The organism is Pedobacter vanadiisoli (assembly GCF_042684385.1).
Taxonomy (GTDB): domain Bacteria; phylum Bacteroidota; class Bacteroidia; order Sphingobacteriales; family Sphingobacteriaceae; genus Pedobacter; species Pedobacter vanadiisoli.
In genome coordinates, this window is the sequence record NZ_JBHULL010000036.1 from 21,975 (window position 1) to 39,802 (window position 17,828).

16 protein-coding genes are annotated in these 17,828 nt (G+C 39.3%); 9 read left to right on the forward strand and 7 right to left on the reverse strand.

Translation table 11 applies throughout. The annotated features are described in order from the left end of the window. Positions 1-100 precede the first annotated feature (100 nt). Positions 101-655, forward strand: coding sequence for a PH domain-containing protein (locus ACFSR6_RS18300; RefSeq protein WP_379081533.1), 555 nt, complete (start codon positions 101-103; stop codon positions 653-655). A gap of 258 nt (positions 656-913) precedes the next feature. Here ACFSR6_RS18300 and ACFSR6_RS18305 read toward each other — a convergent pair whose 3' ends face one another. Then, on the reverse strand, positions 914-1,411 hold the full coding sequence (locus ACFSR6_RS18305) for a DUF1579 domain-containing protein (protein WP_379081535.1): 498 nt from the start codon (positions 1,409-1,411) through the stop codon (positions 914-916). 78 nt (positions 1,412-1,489) lie between these two features. On the opposite strand from ACFSR6_RS18305, the gene ACFSR6_RS18310 reads away from it, so the two are divergent. From ACFSR6_RS18310 to ACFSR6_RS18320, 3 genes are read left to right on the forward strand one after another with little or no spacing between them, the layout of a single operon-like run. After that, entirely contained in the window at positions 1,490-2,203 is a 714-nt protein-coding gene (locus ACFSR6_RS18310) for a 3'-5' exonuclease (RefSeq protein ID WP_379081537.1), read from the forward strand. Then, a complete protein-coding gene (locus ACFSR6_RS18315) occupies positions 2,203-3,906 on the forward strand; it encodes an ABC transporter ATP-binding protein (RefSeq protein WP_379081539.1) in 1,704 nt (567 codons plus the stop codon). The genes ACFSR6_RS18310 and ACFSR6_RS18315 overlap by 1 nt, the downstream gene beginning before the upstream one ends. 9 nt (positions 3,907-3,915) lie before the next feature. Beyond that, entirely contained in the window at positions 3,916-4,947 is a 1,032-nt protein-coding gene (locus tag ACFSR6_RS18320; RefSeq protein ID WP_379081541.1) for a sialidase family protein, read from the forward strand. A 17-nt stretch (positions 4,948-4,964) separates the two neighbouring features. Here ACFSR6_RS18320 and ACFSR6_RS18325 read toward each other — a convergent pair whose 3' ends face one another. After that, positions 4,965-5,786 (reverse strand): alpha/beta hydrolase, encoded by an 822-nt coding sequence (locus ACFSR6_RS18325; RefSeq protein WP_379081543.1) that lies wholly within the window; start codon positions 5,784-5,786, stop codon positions 4,965-4,967. 83 nt (positions 5,787-5,869) lie between these two features. Here ACFSR6_RS18325 and ACFSR6_RS18330 point away from each other — a divergent pair, with 83 nt between their 5' ends. The 3 genes from ACFSR6_RS18330 to ACFSR6_RS18340 all read left to right on the forward strand — a co-directional run bounded on the left by ACFSR6_RS18330 (position 5,870) and on the right by ACFSR6_RS18340 (position 9,505). Then, complete coding sequence (locus tag ACFSR6_RS18330) at positions 5,870-6,256, forward strand: winged helix-turn-helix transcriptional regulator (RefSeq protein ID WP_379081545.1); 387 nt, start codon at positions 5,870-5,872, stop codon at positions 6,254-6,256. A 96-nt stretch (positions 6,257-6,352) separates the two neighbouring features. Continuing rightward, positions 6,353-8,485 (forward strand): ribonuclease R, encoded by a 2,133-nt coding sequence (gene rnr / locus ACFSR6_RS18335; RefSeq protein ID WP_379081547.1) that lies wholly within the window; start codon positions 6,353-6,355, stop codon positions 8,483-8,485. Between the two features lie 45 nt (positions 8,486-8,530). Then, the gene (locus ACFSR6_RS18340) at positions 8,531-9,505 is read left to right on the forward strand and encodes a polyprenyl synthetase family protein (RefSeq protein ID WP_379081550.1); all 975 of its coding nucleotides are present in this window, start codon (positions 8,531-8,533) and stop codon (positions 9,503-9,505) included. A 98-nt stretch (positions 9,506-9,603) separates the two neighbouring features. Here the strand turns inward: ACFSR6_RS18340 and ACFSR6_RS18345 are convergent, their stop codons facing one another. The 3 genes from ACFSR6_RS18345 to rplU all read right to left on the reverse strand — a co-directional run bounded on the left by ACFSR6_RS18345 (position 9,604) and on the right by rplU (position 11,460). Beyond that, positions 9,604-10,458: a hypothetical protein gene (locus ACFSR6_RS18345; protein WP_379081552.1), complete on the reverse strand. Its 855-nt coding sequence runs from the start codon at positions 10,456-10,458 to the stop codon at positions 9,604-9,606. Positions 10,459-10,674: 216 nt separating this feature from the next. Then, positions 10,675-11,097 (reverse strand): 50S ribosomal protein L27, encoded by a 423-nt coding sequence (gene rpmA, locus ACFSR6_RS18350; protein ID WP_379081553.1) that lies wholly within the window; start codon positions 11,095-11,097, stop codon positions 10,675-10,677. 51 nt (positions 11,098-11,148) lie between these two features. Continuing rightward, a complete protein-coding gene (gene rplU / locus ACFSR6_RS18355; RefSeq protein WP_039476071.1) occupies positions 11,149-11,460 on the reverse strand; it encodes a 50S ribosomal protein L21 in 312 nt (103 codons plus the stop codon). A gap of 604 nt (positions 11,461-12,064) precedes the next feature. Here rplU and ACFSR6_RS18360 point away from each other — a divergent pair. Together ACFSR6_RS18360 and ACFSR6_RS18365 are read left to right on the forward strand one after the other, a co-directional pair. Then, a complete protein-coding gene (locus tag ACFSR6_RS18360; protein WP_379081556.1) occupies positions 12,065-13,018 on the forward strand; it encodes a GLPGLI family protein in 954 nt (317 codons plus the stop codon). After that, positions 13,015-15,675, forward strand: a complete 2,661-nt coding sequence (locus ACFSR6_RS18365) for a TonB-dependent receptor (RefSeq protein WP_379081558.1) — start codon at positions 13,015-13,017, stop codon at positions 15,673-15,675. Before ACFSR6_RS18360 ends, ACFSR6_RS18365 begins: the two co-directional genes overlap by 4 nt. Positions 15,676-15,838: 163 nt before the next feature. Here ACFSR6_RS18365 and ACFSR6_RS18370 read toward each other — a convergent pair whose 3' ends face one another. After that, on the reverse strand, positions 15,839-17,338 hold the full coding sequence (locus ACFSR6_RS18370) for a M56 family metallopeptidase (RefSeq protein ID WP_379081560.1): 1,500 nt from the start codon (positions 17,336-17,338) through the stop codon (positions 15,839-15,841). Positions 17,339-17,343: 5 nt separating this feature from the next. After that, positions 17,344-17,706 (reverse strand): BlaI/MecI/CopY family transcriptional regulator, encoded by a 363-nt coding sequence (locus tag ACFSR6_RS18375; protein ID WP_183760939.1) that lies wholly within the window; start codon positions 17,704-17,706, stop codon positions 17,344-17,346. Between the last annotated feature and the right edge of the window lie 122 nt (positions 17,707-17,828).

The following is a 17,828-nucleotide window of genomic DNA, read 5'->3' on the forward strand; positions in this document are numbered from 1 at the left end:
GCCACACTGAATTGCAGCTTTGCGTGTGAAATCGGACTGAACAAAAAACAGAACAACAATTTACATAAAAAGCAACTAAACCAAACGGTCAATATATAAAATGATAAATTACGAGATCGAAAACGAACTAAAACCAATTTTAAATTCAGATGAAAAATTGATCTGGACAGGAAAACCTAAAAAAGGAATTTTATTTAGAACTACAGATACATTATTAATCCCCTTTAGTTTTCTTTGGGCTGGTTTTGCAATATTTTGGGAAACAAGTGTGATTATAACTGATGCTCCCTTTTTCTTTAAGCTTTGGGGGATTCCGTTCGTTCTAGTTGGATTATACATCACCTTGGGAAGATTTTTCGTCGATGCAAAAAAGCGGGCAAATACCGTTTATGGAATTACTGCAGACAGAATTATTATCAGTACCGGAATATTCAGCAGAGAAATCAAGTCATTAAACATCAGAACCTTATCCGATATTACCATTAATCAAAAACCTGATAATAGCGGAACAATTACATTAGGTCCAAGTGATTTTAGAATTGCAATGATACAGGGAATAGAATGGCCGGGCGTAAAACAGCCAGCTCGTCTTGAGTTTATTGACGATGTAAAAAATGTTTACGACCAAATAATTAACCTTCAGCGACAGAAATAATGGTTAACCTGCTATAAATTTGCATCTCGAAATCTGCCTTAATACAAAGCTGTGCGAACATAATCAGTAATTGTAACCAATTATCCGACAACAAGAAAACCAATAAAAAAAATAATTGACAGCGGCATAACATTCTGAATAGAAATCAGCTAGTCGGAGTTTTTAATCCCGGCTGTATGAGTTGAGGATCTTTAATCCACTACGCGTCGGGATTGCAAATCCCGACCAACATCCCAACTAAAAAACTAACAATATTCTTTAAATCCTCCTATAAACCGTTTCTGTAGCTTTAGCTTCTTCCCCTTCAGGAGAAATATTATAGGCCGTTAGCACAAATTCATCGGCGCTGTTTATCGTTAAAACCGTACGCCAGCCCCAAAGCTGTTCACCGTACTCCGGACTGCCATATTCGCCAAAAACAGAAAAGCCATTCCCTGTTGCCTCGCCACCTGAAAGCATAATCTGCGTGCCCATATGGAAACTATCAATCCAGCTTACCCTGAACTTTTGGTAAGGAATATCGAAACCGATAATCATTTTGCCTTCAAAAGATTTGCCTTCTAAACTCCCACGGTAATCGAAAGAGATAAACCGTGCCCCTAAAATGGAAGTGATCTCGCCTTCTGATGGTGATTCATCTGCCAGGATATCTTTTTCAAACCATGTTTTTGTATTGCCCCTCCACCGGCCAACCAGCATTTGTAATTGTTGATGAGCACCATCTGTTAAAGACTGCTCGAATTTACTTTTCGCCATACCCAAACTTATAAAATATAATCAACCTGCTATAATTATGAACAGAAAACTGTAAATTGATATTTGAAAACTCTTTATATGTTAAAAACGCTAGATCTAAACCAGGTAATGGTGCTCGATATTGAAACCGTTCCACAATATCCGTCTTTTCAGGATGTGCCTCCGCATTTCCAGGAACTTTGGGAACAAAAAACACATTATCAAAGAAATTCAGAACAAACTGCTGAAGAATTTTATGAAAAAGCAGGCATTATGGCCGAATTTGGTAAGATTATCTGCATTAGCCTCGGTATTTTCTATACGGAAGAAAAAACAAGCAAATTGCGCATCAAATCCTTTGCCGGTCATGATGAAAACGAAATACTCTCCCAATTTTCGGCATTGCTTAATAAACAACCTGCAGCCTTAATGTTCTGCGCCCATAATGGAAAGGAATTCGACTTTCCCTATTTATGCCGGCGGTTATTGGTAAATGGGATAGAGATACCTGTTCAACTGCAACTTTCGGGTAAAAAACCCTGGGAAGTTAACCATATTGATACCATGGAACTCTGGAAATTCGGCGATTACAAACATTACACCTCTTTAAACCTTTTGTCGGCCATTTTAAATATCCCTACTCCAAAAGACGATATTAACGGCTCGCAGGTAAGACAGGTTTATTATGAAGAAAGAAATCTGGATAGAATTGTGACCTATTGCCAGAAAGATGTAATTACTACTGCACAGGTGTTATTAAAATTTAAAGGTATGGATATAATTCCGGAAGAAAATATTACCATTGTAACCTGATGCTAAACGTTGAGAATTTAACTATCGATTTCTACAACCAGGAAGAAAAATCCTGGTTTAAAGCTGTTAAAAAAATCAGCTTTAACGTAAAAAAAGGTACGGTTTTAGGTATTGTGGGCGAATCGGGCTCAGGGAAATCGGTCACTTCTTTTTCCATTATGCGTTTGCATGATGAACGCCTTGCAAAAATTACCGGCGATATTGATTTTGAAGACATCAGCCTGTTAAACTTAAGTACCAACGAAATCAGGCAGATCAGGGGCAATCAGATCTCGATGATTTTTCAAGAACCAATGACTTCGCTCAATCCCGTTTTTACCTGTGGCGACCAGGTGGCTGAAGCCATTATCCTCCATCAAAAGGTAGATAAAACCGAAGCAAAAAAGCAGACCATTGCCCTCTTTAACGAAGTGCAGTTGCCCCGTCCCGAAAAAATATTTGACAGTTATCCGCACCAGATTTCAGGCGGACAAAAACAACGGGTAATGATTGCTATGGCTTTGAGCTGTAACCCTAAACTCCTCATTGCCGACGAACCCACAACAGCATTGGATGTAACCGTCCAAAAAACCATTTTGCAATTGCTCCTTAAGCTCAAAACAGAGCGCAACATGGCCATGATCTTCATTTCGCACGATTTAGGTGTGGTAAACGAAATTGCTGATGAGGTTGCCGTGATGTACAAAGGCGAAATTGTAGAACAGGGACCAGCAAAATCGATATTCGAAAGTCCGCAACACCCTTACACCAAAGGTTTGCTCGCCTGCAGGCCCTCGCCCAGTTTACAATTAAAGAAATTGCCCGTAGTGGCCGACTTTTTAACGGGAAAAATCGACGATGCCTCAGCACATCTACAGCCCTCAAACCAGCTAACTACAGCCGAAATAGCAGCGCGTAGGGAAAAATTATATGCCCGGCAACCCTTACTACAGGTAAAAAATCTCTGTACCTGGTACCCCATCAAAAGCGGTCTTTTTGGAAAAACGACTGATTACGTTAAGGCGGTTGACCAGATTAACTTTGAGGTTTTTCCGGGCGAAACCCTTGGTCTTGTAGGCGAATCGGGTTGTGGAAAAACAACCCTGGGCCGCACCATTCTCAGGTTAATCCAACCCACTTCAGGTGCTGTTATATTTAACGGTCAAAACATTACACACCTGGATAAAAACGAACTGCGGAAACTTAGAAAAAATATCCAGATCATTTTCCAGGACCCTTATGCTTCGCTAAACCCTAAATTAAGCATTGGTCAATCCATATTGGAACCCCTTCAGGTACACCGGCTTTATCAAAACGATGCTGAACGCAAAAAGAAGGTATTGGAACTGCTGGATAAAGTTGGTTTAAAAGCCGAACACTTTAACCGGTACCCCCATGAGTTTAGCGGCGGCCAGCGCCAGCGGGTGGTAATTGCCCGCGCTTTGGCCCTGCAACCTCAATTTATTATCTGCGATGAATCAGTATCTGCTTTAGATGTTTCTGTACAGGCGCAGGTTTTAAACCTGATCAAAGATCTGCAACGCGAATTCGGACTCACCTATATCTTCATTTCTCACGATCTGGCTGTGGTAAAGCATATTTCTGACCGTATTTTAGTAATGAATAAGGGAAAAATCGAAGAAGAAGGTTTTCCGGAACAGATATTTTATAAGCCAAAAGCTGCTTATACCCAAAAACTGATCGAAGCTATACCAGGACATTAATCATCAAAAATGCTTAAATACTTTTCAACTGTTCTTATATTAATTTTTCTTGCTTTAAGCGTTTTTGCACAAAAAGTAGAAATCATTCAGTCGGCTTCTATTTTCGAAAAGGCTCCATTCGAGGCCTGCCATGCCTCTACCCTTGTTGATATAGGTAAAGGGAAAATTATGGCCGCATGGTTTGGAGGTAAACACGAAGGAAGTAAAGACGTGGTGATATGGTCGTCAATTAAAACCGGAACACAATGGAGTAAACCGGTAGAAATAGCCAATGGAATAATAAACGACACCAGCAGGTTTGCTTGCTGGAACCCTGTTCTTTTTAAAACCAAAGACGGCACTTTATTTTTACATTATAAAGTAGGCTTAAATCCGCGTACCTGGTGGGCCGAATATAAAACATCGGTTAATAACGGCAAAACATGGTCGGAAGCACACAAACTACCTAAAGATTTCTTAGGGCCAATTAAAAACAAACCCATCCAACTGGCAAGCGGTAGCATTTTATATCCTTCGAGCACCGAAAGCCTGGATGAAAAAACATGGCATATCCATATCGAAAAATCGGATGCAAAAGCCAGAAACTGGAAAAAAATCAATATCAACTGCGATACCTTTGGTGTAATCCAGCCTTCTATTCTCTCCTATCCAAACGGGAAATTACAGTTACTGTGTAGAAGCAGGCAGAATGTAATTGTAGAAAGCTGGTCGGAAGATAAGGGCGAAACCTGGTCTGCACTTAAGCCCACACAACTGCCAAACCCCAATTCGGGCAGCGATGCTGTAACCCTAAAAGATAGACGGCAGTTACTCATTTACAACCCGTTAACTGCAGGTAAAAACTGGTGGGAAGGCCGCTCAGTATTAAAACTTGCCATATCAACCGATGGTAAAAACTGGAAGGATATTTATACCTTGGAGGATCATGACCAGGGCGAATACAGTTACCCGGCCATAATCCAAAGCGATAGTGGTTTGATCCATTTATCCTATACTTCTCTCAGAAAAAAAATCAAATATTTTTGCATTAAACTCAAATAAGATAACCTGATAGTGTATTATCTTAAATGCTGTTTAAAGTAAATAAAATGATATTCAATAGCTTTATTCCAATACTCGGTATTATGATCGCCAGGTTGGCTTATGAAGCTGATGGGAATACCTAACTTTTCTGCTGATAATTTAACCGTAAGACTTGCAGGGTACAGTATATCTGATGTTCCACAATCCATCAGGAAAGGCTTTTTAAAGTTTTGATTTCCTGTCAATAAATTTGAAATGCTATACTGATGCCAATCATTTTCATCAGGACGCCCAAAAACTTTTTTTAAATCATTTGTCATTCTGCTCGATTGCCAGAACTGTTTACTTGCTTTTTCCAGTTCATTAAAATCTATCTCCAATGCGCCACTGGTAGAAGCGGCAGTGTTGAAGTAATCCTGATTAAGGATAAAATAGCGAAGAGCACCATACCCCCCCATACTTAAACCACCAATAAAAACATTTTGCTTATCTATGCTTAAAGATTGATGCACCATCGGCAACAATTCTTTGAAGAAAAAATCCTCATATTGGTCTCCATCAGGCTGATGGCTATTAATATAATAAGAAGTGAAACCCTCAGGCGTTACAATAATAAATTGATATTGATTGGCCAATCTTTGCAAATCTGTTGTTTTTGACCATTGGGTATAATTTTCACTGTAACCATGTAATAGATAAACAAGCGGATAAGATTTAGATTTCTGGTAATTTTGAGGTTTAAATACCATTACTTTACCCGGAGATTTGAGATATTTCGAATTTAACGTCCAAACCTCATGGCCAAATGCATTAAAAAACATAAAAAATGTAATTGCGGTGATAATCAAATTTTTCATAGTTGTAAATTTGATTCAAAAATCATAATACATTCTTAGATGTACAATAACGAACAAAATTGTTAGTCTCCATAAATTAGATTATGCGTAAGGAAAATTCAACCAATGTATTAAATCAGCAGTTCCTCTTTCAGGTATGCGAACTCAACTCAGCTATTGCTATGATTGGAGGCCGTTGGAAATCCCAGATTGTATATTCCATTTACGAAGGAAATAACAGGTTCCATCTCCTTAAAAAAGAACTGATCAATATTTCGGAACAAGTATTGGGTAGGCAGTTAAAAGAACTGGAAACTCATGCCATCATAATTAAAAAAGAGATTCCCGGATCTATTCCGCAAGGTATCGAATATACGCTTACAAATAAAGGTTTAGATTTAATCCCGATATTAAAGATGCTTTGCGATTGGGGCAAAACGTATGCTGATGGCAAAGAAATAACCGCCGGGTTGCATGATCTTTGTGTTTAGGCTAAGGATTTTGTTCAGGCAGTTTTATCTTTTCATTCCTCATATTTACCTATTGTAGCCATCTTTTCTGTATCTTCGGTAAATTCAGTTTAGTGTATGGCAAAGAAAAAGTCGGCAAATATAAAATTGGTTCTGAATCAGCTGGTTAGTGATATTTTTGAAAAAAACAACAATCAGCTGCTTAATTATAAACAGGTTTCGGCAAAATTGAACCTAAAGGATCAGGAATCAAGAGAAACGATTTTAGAAATTTTAAAAGAAGGAAAAAATAACGGAATTTTCTTAGAACCCGAAAAAGGTAAATTTAAACTTAAAGAACTGCAGAATTTCATTATCGGTACTGTTGATATGACTGCCGATGGTTCCGCTTATATCATTCCCGAAGATGAATTCGAAAAGGACATTTTTGTAGCACCCCGCAAACTTAAAAATGCTTTACATGGCGATACCGTAAAAGCTTATGTGTTTGCGAAAAAGAGTGGCCGTAAAAATGATGGCGAGGTAGTTGAGATCATTAAGAGGGCAAAATCTGACTTTACAGGAGTCATTAAAATTTCAGACCGCTTTGCTTTCGTAATTGCCGACGATAAAAAAATGATGCACGATATTTTTGTACCACTGGCCGATACGCATGGGGCAAAAAGTGGTCAAAGGGTACTGGTTACCTTATCAGATTGGCCTGAAAGTGCCAAAAACCCCATCGGTATTGTGAAACATGTACTGGGTAACCAGGGCGAAAACAATACTGAAATGAATGCTATCCTGGCGCAGTACGGTTTTCCTTTAGCGTTTCCGCCACAGGTAGAAAGAGAAGCCAATGCCATTCCCGAAGAAATTTCGGCTGCCGAAATTGCTAAGCGTAAGGATTTTAGAAAGGTATTAACCTTTACCATCGATCCGGCTGATGCCAAAGATTTTGACGATGCCATCTCCTACCAGAAATTACCTAACGGCAACCACGAGATCGGGATCCACATTGCCGATGTTTCGCACTATGTAATTCAGGGAAGCGAACTCGATAAAGAAGCATATAGCCGTGCTACCTCAGTTTACCTGGTCGATCGTGTAATCCCGATGCTGCCCGAGCGTTTGAGTAACGGGGTATGCTCCCTCCGCCCACATGAAGATAAATTGTGCTTTGCTGCAGTTTTTGAGCTCGATGAGCAGGCAAACATCCAAAATGAATGGTATGGCCGTACGGTAATCCACTCCGACCGCAGATTCACCTATGAAGAAGCACAGGAAGTAATTGAAAGTAAAACCGGCGATTATGCAAGCGAAATACAGAAACTGAATGAGTTGGCTTACATTTTACGCGAACGCAAGTTTAAAAACGGGGCCATCAGCTTTGAAAGTGCCGAAGTTAAATTTAAACTCGATGAAGCTGGAAAACCTATAGGCGTTTACGTAAAAGAACGTAAAGATGCCCACAAACTTATTGAAGATTACATGCTGTTGGCCAACCGCAAAGTGGCCGAATTTATCGCCAAAAAAAGCAAGGGTAAGCAAAAACTGACCTTTGTTTACCGGGTGCACGATTCGCCAAACATGGAAACCTTGAATACTTTTGCCAACTTTGCTTCCCGTTTTGGCTATAAAATCAATACAAAATCGGATAAGGAAATTGCCAAATCGCTGAACCATTTAATGGCCGATGTAGAAGGCAAAAAAGAACAAAATATTTTAACCTCGCTGGCCATCCGTTCTATGGCCAAAGCCATTTATACGACTAAAAAAACCAGTCATTACGGCCTGGCCTTCGAGTATTATACCCATTTTACCTCACCTATCCGTCGCTACCCCGATGTAATGGCGCACCGTTTACTGCAAATCTATTTAGATGGTGGCAAATCGGCTGATATGGAGTTTTACGAAGTGGCTTCAGTACACGCTTCAGCAATGGAAAAAAGGGCTGCCGATGCAGAAAGGGCTTCGATTAAATACAAACAGGCCGAATATTTAGAAAATAACATCGGTACAGCATACAAAGGCATTATTTCGGGCGTTACCGAATGGGGTATGTATGTAGAAATTGAAGAAAACAAATGTGAAGGTATGATCCGTTTACGCGATATATCTGACGATTTTTATGTTCTTGACGAAAAAAATTACTGCATCATAGGCCAGCGTAAAAAAAGAAAATACCAATTAGGTGATGAAGTGATGATCAGGGTTAAAAAAGTAGACCTTTCCAAACGTCAAATTGATTTTACCTTAATTCCTGATTAAAAATTAAGACATTTGTGTCCGAAAGCACAATGTTCAAACCAAACAATGCATACTACAGAAGAATTACAGCAAATTTTAGATACTGCAATACAAAATTTAAAGTTTCCGGATCATCCCAAACAGCTTTACGATCCGATCGCTTATATTATTAACCTTGGTGGAAAGCGGGTAAGACCCTTACTGGTTTTAATGGCTACCGAATTATTTGGAGAAGATGCAAACCTATCGGTTCATGCAGCTATGGCCATTGAGATTTTCCACAATTTTACGCTTGTTCATGATGATATTATGGATAATGCCCCGCTCCGCAGAGGACAGGCTACGGTACACGAAAAATGGAGCACCAACGTTGCCATACTAAGTGGCGACGTAATGATGGTGGAAGCCAATAAAAACCTGGCTAAAGTAAATCCCATCTTCCTGAAAGGCGTTTTAGATACTTTTAATGCAACTGCTCAGGGTGTTTGCGAAGGCCAGCAGCTTGATATGGAATTTGAAGGCCGCAATGATGTAAGTATTGATGAGTACATCAACATGATCAGGCTGAAAACGGCTGTATTATTGGGAGGAGCGCTAAAACTGGGTGCTATTATTGCCGGTGCTTCAGAAAAAGATGCGGATCTGATTGAACAGTTTGGCGAAAACATTGGAATTGCATTTCAATTACAGGACGATATTCTGGATGTATATGCCGATCCTGAAAAATTCGGAAAACAGGTTGGTGGCGACATTATCGCCAATAAAAAGACCTTTCTGCTATTGAAAGCCTTTGAACTCGCAGAAGGTGATACCAAAACTGCTTTAAATGCCTTGACCGCATCTAAAGAGTTTAATGCGCAGGAGAAAGTAAATACCGTTAGGGGCGTATACGATACGCTAGATATACAAGAAATTGCCAAAGAACACATGAACCATTACCGTGATAAAGCTTTGGCCCTATTTGCGCAGATAAATGTGAGCGATGAAAGAAAAGCAAACCTGTTAACGCTTACTAACCAGTTAATGGCCAGAGAGTATTAAAAAGGAAGGCTAATCACAAACCATCATTTCGAGCGGAATAGAGAAATCTACTTTATAGATCGCTCCATTCCGCTATGCTCCAGATTTACGTTTAAGTTCTATCCCTTAACCAGCTTATACTTAATCCAAAAATCGGCTGGTTTAGTTGTAAATTCTCCACCCTCCTGAGGTCTTTGACCACGGCCACCCCCCATACCACCACCTGGTCTTCCTCCACTCATACCACCACGGCCACTGCCCATTCCGCCCATACCTTTTCCACTACCTGAAAAACTGCCCGCTCTGCCCCCACCTTCTGGCTTACCTGCTTTATGCACAGCGGTTTTGTTGGGTTGATTAATTTTAATGTTATAAACCAATGGTTTTTTCAAATCTAAATTCACTCCCAGTTGTGCCAGTGGAATGCTAAGTTCATAAATCAGGTCTTTATTAGGATGTATACTCATACCCGTTTCAATCCCGGTCTGGTTATCGGCTGGTAAATCACCATCAGCAATGTTTTTGAAATCCGATACGCGAATACTTTTATTCAATGTTGAAGGATCGTGCATCATTCCCATACCCTCATCAGTATGCTGCGAATGGAGATCTTTCGATGCATCTACATCTTTTAGCACAGGCGGTCTTTCCATCAGTGGAAAGGTTAATTTCATCCCGTCCTTCTTTTTGCCTGCTGTATTAATATTTAAGGTAATGCCTCCACTCAGTATGCTAAAAGTAGTTTGCGGGTCTAGAGATTCGATAATAAAGTAAAGGTTTTGATCGTCATTAGCCAGGGCAAAAGCCAGCCGGGTGGCATCATTATACTGGTTAAGCGGTTCATTCCATTCGTTCGATATGCCATCGGCCTTAAACGGCTTTACCATGCGGATATTTTCTTCTACCTCTTGTGCATATAATAAGCGGCTGGAAATAAGTAATGCAATTAATAAGGATATTTTCTTCAGATTCATGGGGATTTGTTTTAAAATCAATACCCAAATCTAAAAGCCTGAAATGTTAATTTTTGTTATTTAACAGGGTTTAACAAATGAGTCGGGAGTCGTAAGTCAGTTAAATGATGATACAAGCAAATGACCAGTGAACCAATGGCTAATGAACTAATCACCCATATAACAAAAAAGGTCCTGATTTTCATCAGAACCTTTTTTTGTTATTCTTATTACCAATTATTCTGCAGATGCAGCTTCTTCAGTAGTTTCATCTTTTTTAGCCGCTTTTTTAGCAGGTGCTTTTTTAGCCGGAGCTGCTTCAACAGCTGCTTCTGCCACAACTTCTTTCTTCGCAACTGCTTTTTTAGCAACTGGTGCTTTAGCTACTACTTCAACTTCAGTGTTAGTAATAGGAAGAATAGAAACATAAGATTTGTTGTCTTGTTTCTTTTTGAAAACAACTGTACCATCAATTAAAGCAAATAAAGTATGGTCTTTACCAATACCAACGCCTTTATCAGGATGGTGTTTTGTACCACGTTGACGTACTAAAATGTTTCCTGCAATAGCTAACTGACCACCGAAAACTTTAATACCTAAACGCTTACTATGCGATTCACGTCCGTTTTTCGAACTACCGGCTCCTTTTTTGTGTGCCATGATTTTATATTTTGTAACCCGCTAAATGCGGATTATTGGGTTAACAATTAATTATAAAGTGATGTCTGAGATTTGGATCTTAGTGAAAAACTGGCGGTGACCATTTTTCTTTTTGTAACCTTTTCTGCGTTTTTTGTGGAAAACGATTACTTTATCACCTTTTAAATGAGATACGATCTTAGCTGAAACTTTAGCACCTTTAACCGCAGGAGCACCTACAGTAATTGCACCACCGTTATCAACCAACAATACATTATCAAATTCAATACTAGCGCCTTCATCTCCTTGCAATCTGTGTACAAAAAGGTGCTGGTCTTTAGCAACTTTAAATTGCTGCCCTGCTATATTTACTATTGCGTACATTGTTTAAATATTAGTTTTTTAATTTTTTATTTAACGAGGTGCAAATATAGAACAAATTCAATTAACACACAAACACATATCGAAAATATTTTTCATTAAAATGGTACACAATCAGCATTTGGAGGATTTTAGGATTTCAAGATCGATTTTAAATTTATACTTTTCGAAAACCACCGTCTGATAATTCCTCAACAGCCTGCCACGAAAACACTAATATAATTGGAGTTTTAACCACAGATATACACACATAAACACAGATTTTATATCTGTGCGCATCCTTATGCCTACGCATCGAGAGCTCAACTTAACGACATTGAGCGACGCTCCAACCAGGGCTGGGTGGCCAGCAGTATTTCATTTTTGAGGTTGCGGGGAGTACAAACCCTTGTTCTTAAACCCGATTGCAATGTAAAGCCCGGAGCGCAGCGAGGACTTGAAATGAAAAGCGGGACTACACGTCGCCAAAAACCACTGCCCGCACCTTTCCTAATAACAATAGTGTTAGCACTCCCATCTCCTTTTCGTTAAAAAATGTTAAATCAATTTCTTATCTACGAAATATTCGTAGATTTACGAAAAATAAATAGATATTAAAACAATTATTATGAAACGAATATTACCCTTCTGCTTAGCCACAGCGCTAACCCTATCTGTCAAAGCTCAAAACCCGGATAAAGCCCTGGCAAGAGTACGTTACACTTTTACCCATATACAGGATACGACCCAACGCGATAAGCCCAAGACTGAAAACATGCTCCTGGTTACCGGCAAAAATGCATCTGTTTATACCAGCTACGATAAAATGAACCAAGCGCTAAACATGCAAAAGCAGATACAGGAACAGATCAAAAACCAAAGCGGCAATGGCAACGTGAAAATAGAAGTGAAAAGCGAAATGAAAACCCAGCCTACCCAAGAAGATTATTTCTTTTTTGCCAACGAGCACAAAATGATTACCAAAGAACGCCTGTTTAACAATTACCTGGTTGAAGAACCTGCCGCTACTATAGACTGGAAAATACTAAAAGATACGATGAGCTTTTCAGGGGTAGCTTGCCAGAAAGCCACTGCCAAATTTAAAGGCCGTAACTGGATCGCCTGGTTTGCAACCGAGATTCCTTTTCAAAGCGGTCCATGGAAATTAAACGGCCTCCCTGGCTTAATTATAGAAGCTTATGACGACAAAAAAGAAGTGAAATTTGAATTTGCTGGACTCGAAAATGTAAAAGATGCGGATGCTACTACCAATGCCGACGGTGATGTTAAAATTGCAGCTCCAGGCGGCGTGGGTTCGGTAAAAATTATGGGAATAGATGTAAACACAAGCTACCTAGGACCTGAAATTAAGTTACCTACCGATGCAATAAAAACCACCCGGAAAGAGCTGGATAAACTTAAAGCTGCCCGCGATAAGGACCCGCAAGGCTTTATGCAGGCACAAATGGCAGCAAATGGTATGCAAGGCTCATTCAGAATGAATCAGGCGCCACGCCCTAAAGGTGCAGCTCCAGCTAAGGCCGAAGTAAACAACCCGATTGAAATTGAAAACAAAAAATGAAAAAGCTCACTTTAACCTGCTGGCTGCTGCTGGCTTCTTTTTCTGTTTTTGCCCAAAAGCCACTTAAAGGCCTGGTAAAAGATGTTAGCGGTAAAGGGGTCGAATCGGTTAACGTAACCTTAAAGGATGCTGAAGGCAACATCATTAATTTTACCCGTACAAACAAAACCGGTGCTTTTAGTATGGAGCTCAAAAATGACCAGATTGCAGGTTACAAAATTGAAGCTTCGAGTATTGGCTATAAAAAGCTGATTACCACGGTAACTGATGCAGCTAAAAGCTACGACCTGACTTTACAGCCTAGCGAAACCACATTGGAAACCGTTACTGTTAAGAACCGGCCATCGTTAACGGCCCGCGGCGATACCTTAAATTACAGGCCATCTGATTTTGCAGATAAACAAGACAGAAGTATTGGCGATGTGCTCAAAAAAATGCCGGGTATCGAAGTAGCCGAAGATGGAAAAATCAGTTATAACGGAAAGTCTATTTCTAACCTGTATGTGGATGGCGACAACCTTTTGGACGATAAGTACAATATTGGCACCAAAAGTATCCCGCAGGGTGCTGTAGATAAGGTACAGGTTATCCAGAATGATCAGCCGATTAAAATGATGCGCAAAAACAACATGAGCGATGATGTAGCCCTGAACCTGGTACTTAAAGACGAAGCTAAACTTAAAGTAATGGGCGATGCCACTGTTGGAGCAGGTATGCCAGCGCGTTTTGATGAAAACTTAACGGCCATGCTGTTCAATAAAAAGCTCAAATTCATCAATAATCTTAAGGGTAATAACATAGGTAATGACCCGGGTATTGACCTCACCTCGCACAACTTATCTGATTACTTAAAAAAGCTGGATAACGACAGGCCAAATGCCCTGCTTTCTGCCGGGGCCGCCGGCGTGCCTTCACTACCACAAAGCAGGTACCTCCTTAATAAAGCGGGATTACTTAACCTGAATAACTTATACAAGTTTAACCAGGATTTACAGCTAAGGGCAAATCTTTCTTATCTCTACGATCAGCGCAATCAGCAATACAATAAATTTTCGCAAACCTATCTTTCAGACCAGACCATCAGTTATTCAGAATCGCAGAACAATATCATTAATCCACAAAAATTAAGAACGCAATTTAACCTTAACGGAAACGCCGAGAAATATTACCTGAACAATAATTTCGTACTCGATTATGCACCTTTTAAAACATCGTCGGGTTTTGTAATCAACGGTGTGGCAGCCAACCAGGTATTGCGGCAGGAAACGCTTGATATCTCGAATGAGTTTAATTATCGTAAAAAGTTAAAATCGGAAGATGTAATTAACCTTTACTCCTATTTAAACCGCACTACCCAACCCGAAAACTTAAATATAACCCCGGGGCTTAATGCCGATATCTTAAACAATGGAAACAGTTATCTTGGTTTAAGCCAGTATATCAAAATACCGACCTGGTACACCAATAACTATGCTTCATTTGCTTTTGTAAACAATCATTTCGTTCAAACTTACAAGGCAGGTTTTAATGTGCAGCAACAAAAGCTTAATTCAGAACTATACCGCACGCAGAACAACGGGCTAACCGAAGCCGTTTCAGGCCATACTGTAAATGACCTCGACTGGCTAAAAACCAAGGTATATGCCGATGCCACATACGAATTTACCAACGATAAATTAAAAGCCGGATTAAGTTTGCCTTTGAGTTATAACCTGATTAAATACAGCGATGAAATCAACCAGTTGGATAAGCGCCTGGATAAATTGTTCCTAAACCCTTCTCTGAATATAAAATACCAAACCAGCGTCGAAAATTATGTAACGGCAAATTATAGTTTTAGAAACGATTTAGGCGGAATTGATGACGTTTACCGCGGTACAGTATTAAAAAACTACCGCTCGCTTTTTGCCAATAATGCACCCGTTTCTGAGTCGAAAGCCCATAACGTTGCTGCTGGCTTTAATTTTAGAAAAGCCATGCAGATGTTGTTTGTAAATTTGATGGTAAGCTACAATGATGTCGAACTGAATACCATTTCTTCTTACAGTTTAAGCAACAACATTCAGCAAAGAGTTGTGTTACCACTGAGCAACCATATCCGTACCTTATCTTTTAACACAAACGCCAGCAAATATCTTTTTGCGCTGAAAAGTACCATTAGTGGGGGTATTACTTATTCGCAGAGCCGATATGACCAATTACAGAACAATGAACTGTTTGCATTTAATGCCCAAACCACCTCATACAAACTTGGAATAGAAGCAAAACTCACCAACTTTATCAATTGGTCTTATCTGGCAAATTTTTCAGTAACCGACAATAAAGCTAAAGTGGCTGATGCCATCAAAACAAGTTTTCAGCAGCTCAGGCAACAGTCTACCCTGGCCATTGCAACTTTTAAAAATGTATATTTAAACTTATCTGCCGAACATTTATTTACACACCAATCTACTCAGCCCAATTTAAAATATCTTTTTGCTGATATGAATATTAAATACAAATACCTGAAAATGAAAACAGATTTTGAATTTGGCATCACCAACCTGGCAAATATCAAAAGCTTTGATGCCGTTTACCTTTCTGCAAATTCACTTACTACAGGAACCTATTATATTCCGGGAAGAGTGGCGATGTTAAAGGCTACTTTTAGTTTTTAAGTACCGAATTCGTCTCCCGACCGAAATGCAGTGCCTGCCCGTACAGGCAGAGAGAAACCTATAGAGACATATTTAGCTCAGCTGAGCACTGCGTGGTTCTTGACTAAGCTGCACTGCTCAAAATGACAGCAATTTAAGGAGTATTAATTCGCTAAACGCCAGATTACGGTTTTGTCGTAATCTGGATTATTTGATTATTACGATCAAATTTCATGTCAAAAACTTTATTGGGGTTAAGTTTGTCAAGTTCTTCTTTCGTAACCTTATTTCCGTTAAGAAAATACGATGTGTTTTCGGCAACCTTGGTTCTTTCACCCATTGGTTGCTGATTTCCGTCTTTTGCATCAGATATTGTGGCGATTGACTTTACAATATACATAAAGCTGACGCCCTTTTTCTTCGGTACCGGCAATTCCGGTAAGTCTTCGCCGCTTTTTGCCAGAACCTTTACATCAATATTTTTATCTCCTGCTTTCGTGGTATCCGTAAAGCTAAAATGCTGTACGAAGGTTTTACCTTTAAAATTACCATCTGTTTTGAATCCCGTAATCTTTACTTTTCTACCCAGTGTACTTAACATTTCTTCAATTGATTTCCTGGAAGAATCTACCCCACCGGCAATGCTTTTGAAGATAAAAGTCATTTTTGCAGTGGTATCCGGTACCTTAAGCGTGTCAATAAATGTTTTCTTTTTTACCCTGGGTTTAAGAACAGTTTTTGGTTTTAGCGCTACTTTGGCGGATACTTTTTGAGGTAAAATATTGTTTACTATGGTGGTTAGAGGCGCTAAATGCGTTTTTATCTCTTTTTTATCGATTGTAAATGCCAGGGTAACACAAAGTAATACCGGCAGTACAAATAAATAACGCGTTAAATTCACTTTCGATGACCGTTTGGCATTCATCATTTTAATGCGTTTTTTAAGGTCAGACAGATTGAAATTATTTACAATTGCTACTGATGGCTGTAAGGTACCCACATCTAGCAGACTATATTGATATGCCTTTTTATCTACCCCTTTTTTTAAAATCTTGGCATCGGTAATAAACTCAATATTTTCTCTTACCGCTTTTTTCATCAGCCAGACCCCAGGGTTAAACCAATAAAAAACGATGCAGAATTCGGCCAGGATAATATCTATTGTATGCCAATCATCTACGTGTACTTTTTCGTGTTCGAGGATATTATTTAAATCCTCCTTTTTATGCAGGGTAGGATTAATATAAATGGTTTGCCAAAAACTAAAAGGGCTTACCTGATCATTTAATATCCTCACCTTATAGTCGGCCAGACGATCGGGTGAAGAATTTTTATGCACCCTGTAGAGCGAAATAAACTGCACCAATAACCTTAAAGCCATTACCAGCACACCTATATAAAAAAGTATGGTTATTATTTGCCAGAATACCGAAACAGCATCTTGTTGCACCAGTTGGCTTACCTGTTGATTTAACCGGGGCACAAATGCCGGAACTGCTTTCTGGTCAGCAAAAAACTCAGTAAGGTTAATAAACGGGTAAGCTGAAGAAAACAATATCCCAAACAGCAGAAACATCCTGTTAATGGAATAAAATGTTAACCTGCGCAACACGAGGTAATAGGTTGCTGAAAATAAAATCAGCACAAGATTAATCTTTAAAAGAATGATAAAGATAGCTGGCATGGCGTTTACTTTTCAGGGTTCTCGATCAGGTTGATTATCTCTTTTAATTCTTCTGCACTTATCTTTTTGTCTTTGGCAAAAAATGCCACCAGTTCTTTATAGGAACTTTTGAAATAATTATTTACGAAACCATTCATAAAACGTTTTTTATAATCGGCTTCCTTAATCTTTGCACTGTAGCGATTGGCATTGGCAAACCTTTCACTTACTAAATATCCTTTACGTTCGAGGTTTTTTATGGTAGAAGCGAGTGTGGTATAGGGTGGCTTAGGCTCAGGTAGCGCATCCATAAAATCTTTGATAAACCCTTTACCCAGCTGCCAAACGGCCAGCATAGCCTCTTCTTCCTGTAATGTTAATTTTTCCATTATTACGAATATATCGTAAATATACGAAAACATCCTAATAAAAAAGTCGATTAACGGTTTAATTATTTAAACCGTTAATCGACTTCAAACTCCGGGCTCCCAACTATTTACCGCTTCTTCTT

Coding starts and splice junctions, on each gene's coding strand:
- ACFSR6_RS18310 (WP_379081537.1), top strand. CDS start 1,490: ATGTTAAAAACGCTAGATCTAAACCAGGTAATGGTGCTCGATATTGAA.
- ACFSR6_RS18320 (WP_379081541.1), top strand. CDS start 3,916: ATGCTTAAATACTTTTCAACTGTTCTTATATTAATTTTTCTTGCTTTA.
- ACFSR6_RS18345 (WP_379081552.1), bottom strand. CDS start 10,458: ATGAATCTGAAGAAAATATCCTTATTAATTGCATTACTTATTTCCAGC.
- ACFSR6_RS18315 (WP_379081539.1), top strand. CDS start 2,203: ATGCTAAACGTTGAGAATTTAACTATCGATTTCTACAACCAGGAAGAA.
- ACFSR6_RS18300 (WP_379081533.1), top strand. CDS start 101: ATGATAAATTACGAGATCGAAAACGAACTAAAACCAATTTTAAATTCA.
- rnr (WP_379081547.1), top strand. CDS start 6,353: ATGGCAAAGAAAAAGTCGGCAAATATAAAATTGGTTCTGAATCAGCTG.
- ACFSR6_RS18325 (WP_379081543.1), bottom strand. CDS start 5,786: ATGAAAAATTTGATTATCACCGCAATTACATTTTTTATGTTTTTTAAT.
- ACFSR6_RS18360 (WP_379081556.1), top strand. CDS start 12,065: ATGAAACGAATATTACCCTTCTGCTTAGCCACAGCGCTAACCCTATCT.
- ACFSR6_RS18365 (WP_379081558.1), top strand. CDS start 13,015: ATGAAAAAGCTCACTTTAACCTGCTGGCTGCTGCTGGCTTCTTTTTCT.
- ACFSR6_RS18370 (WP_379081560.1), bottom strand. CDS start 17,338: ATGCCAGCTATCTTTATCATTCTTTTAAAGATTAATCTTGTGCTGATT.
- ACFSR6_RS18340 (WP_379081550.1), top strand. CDS start 8,531: ATGCATACTACAGAAGAATTACAGCAAATTTTAGATACTGCAATACAA.
- ACFSR6_RS18330 (WP_379081545.1), top strand. CDS start 5,870: ATGCGTAAGGAAAATTCAACCAATGTATTAAATCAGCAGTTCCTCTTT.
- rpmA (WP_379081553.1), bottom strand. CDS start 11,097: ATGGCACACAAAAAAGGAGCCGGTAGTTCGAAAAACGGACGTGAATCG.
- rplU (WP_039476071.1), bottom strand. CDS start 11,460: ATGTACGCAATAGTAAATATAGCAGGGCAGCAATTTAAAGTTGCTAAA.
- ACFSR6_RS18375 (WP_183760939.1), bottom strand. CDS start 17,706: ATGGAAAAATTAACATTACAGGAAGAAGAGGCTATGCTGGCCGTTTGG.
- ACFSR6_RS18305 (WP_379081535.1), bottom strand. CDS start 1,411: ATGGCGAAAAGTAAATTCGAGCAGTCTTTAACAGATGGTGCTCATCAA.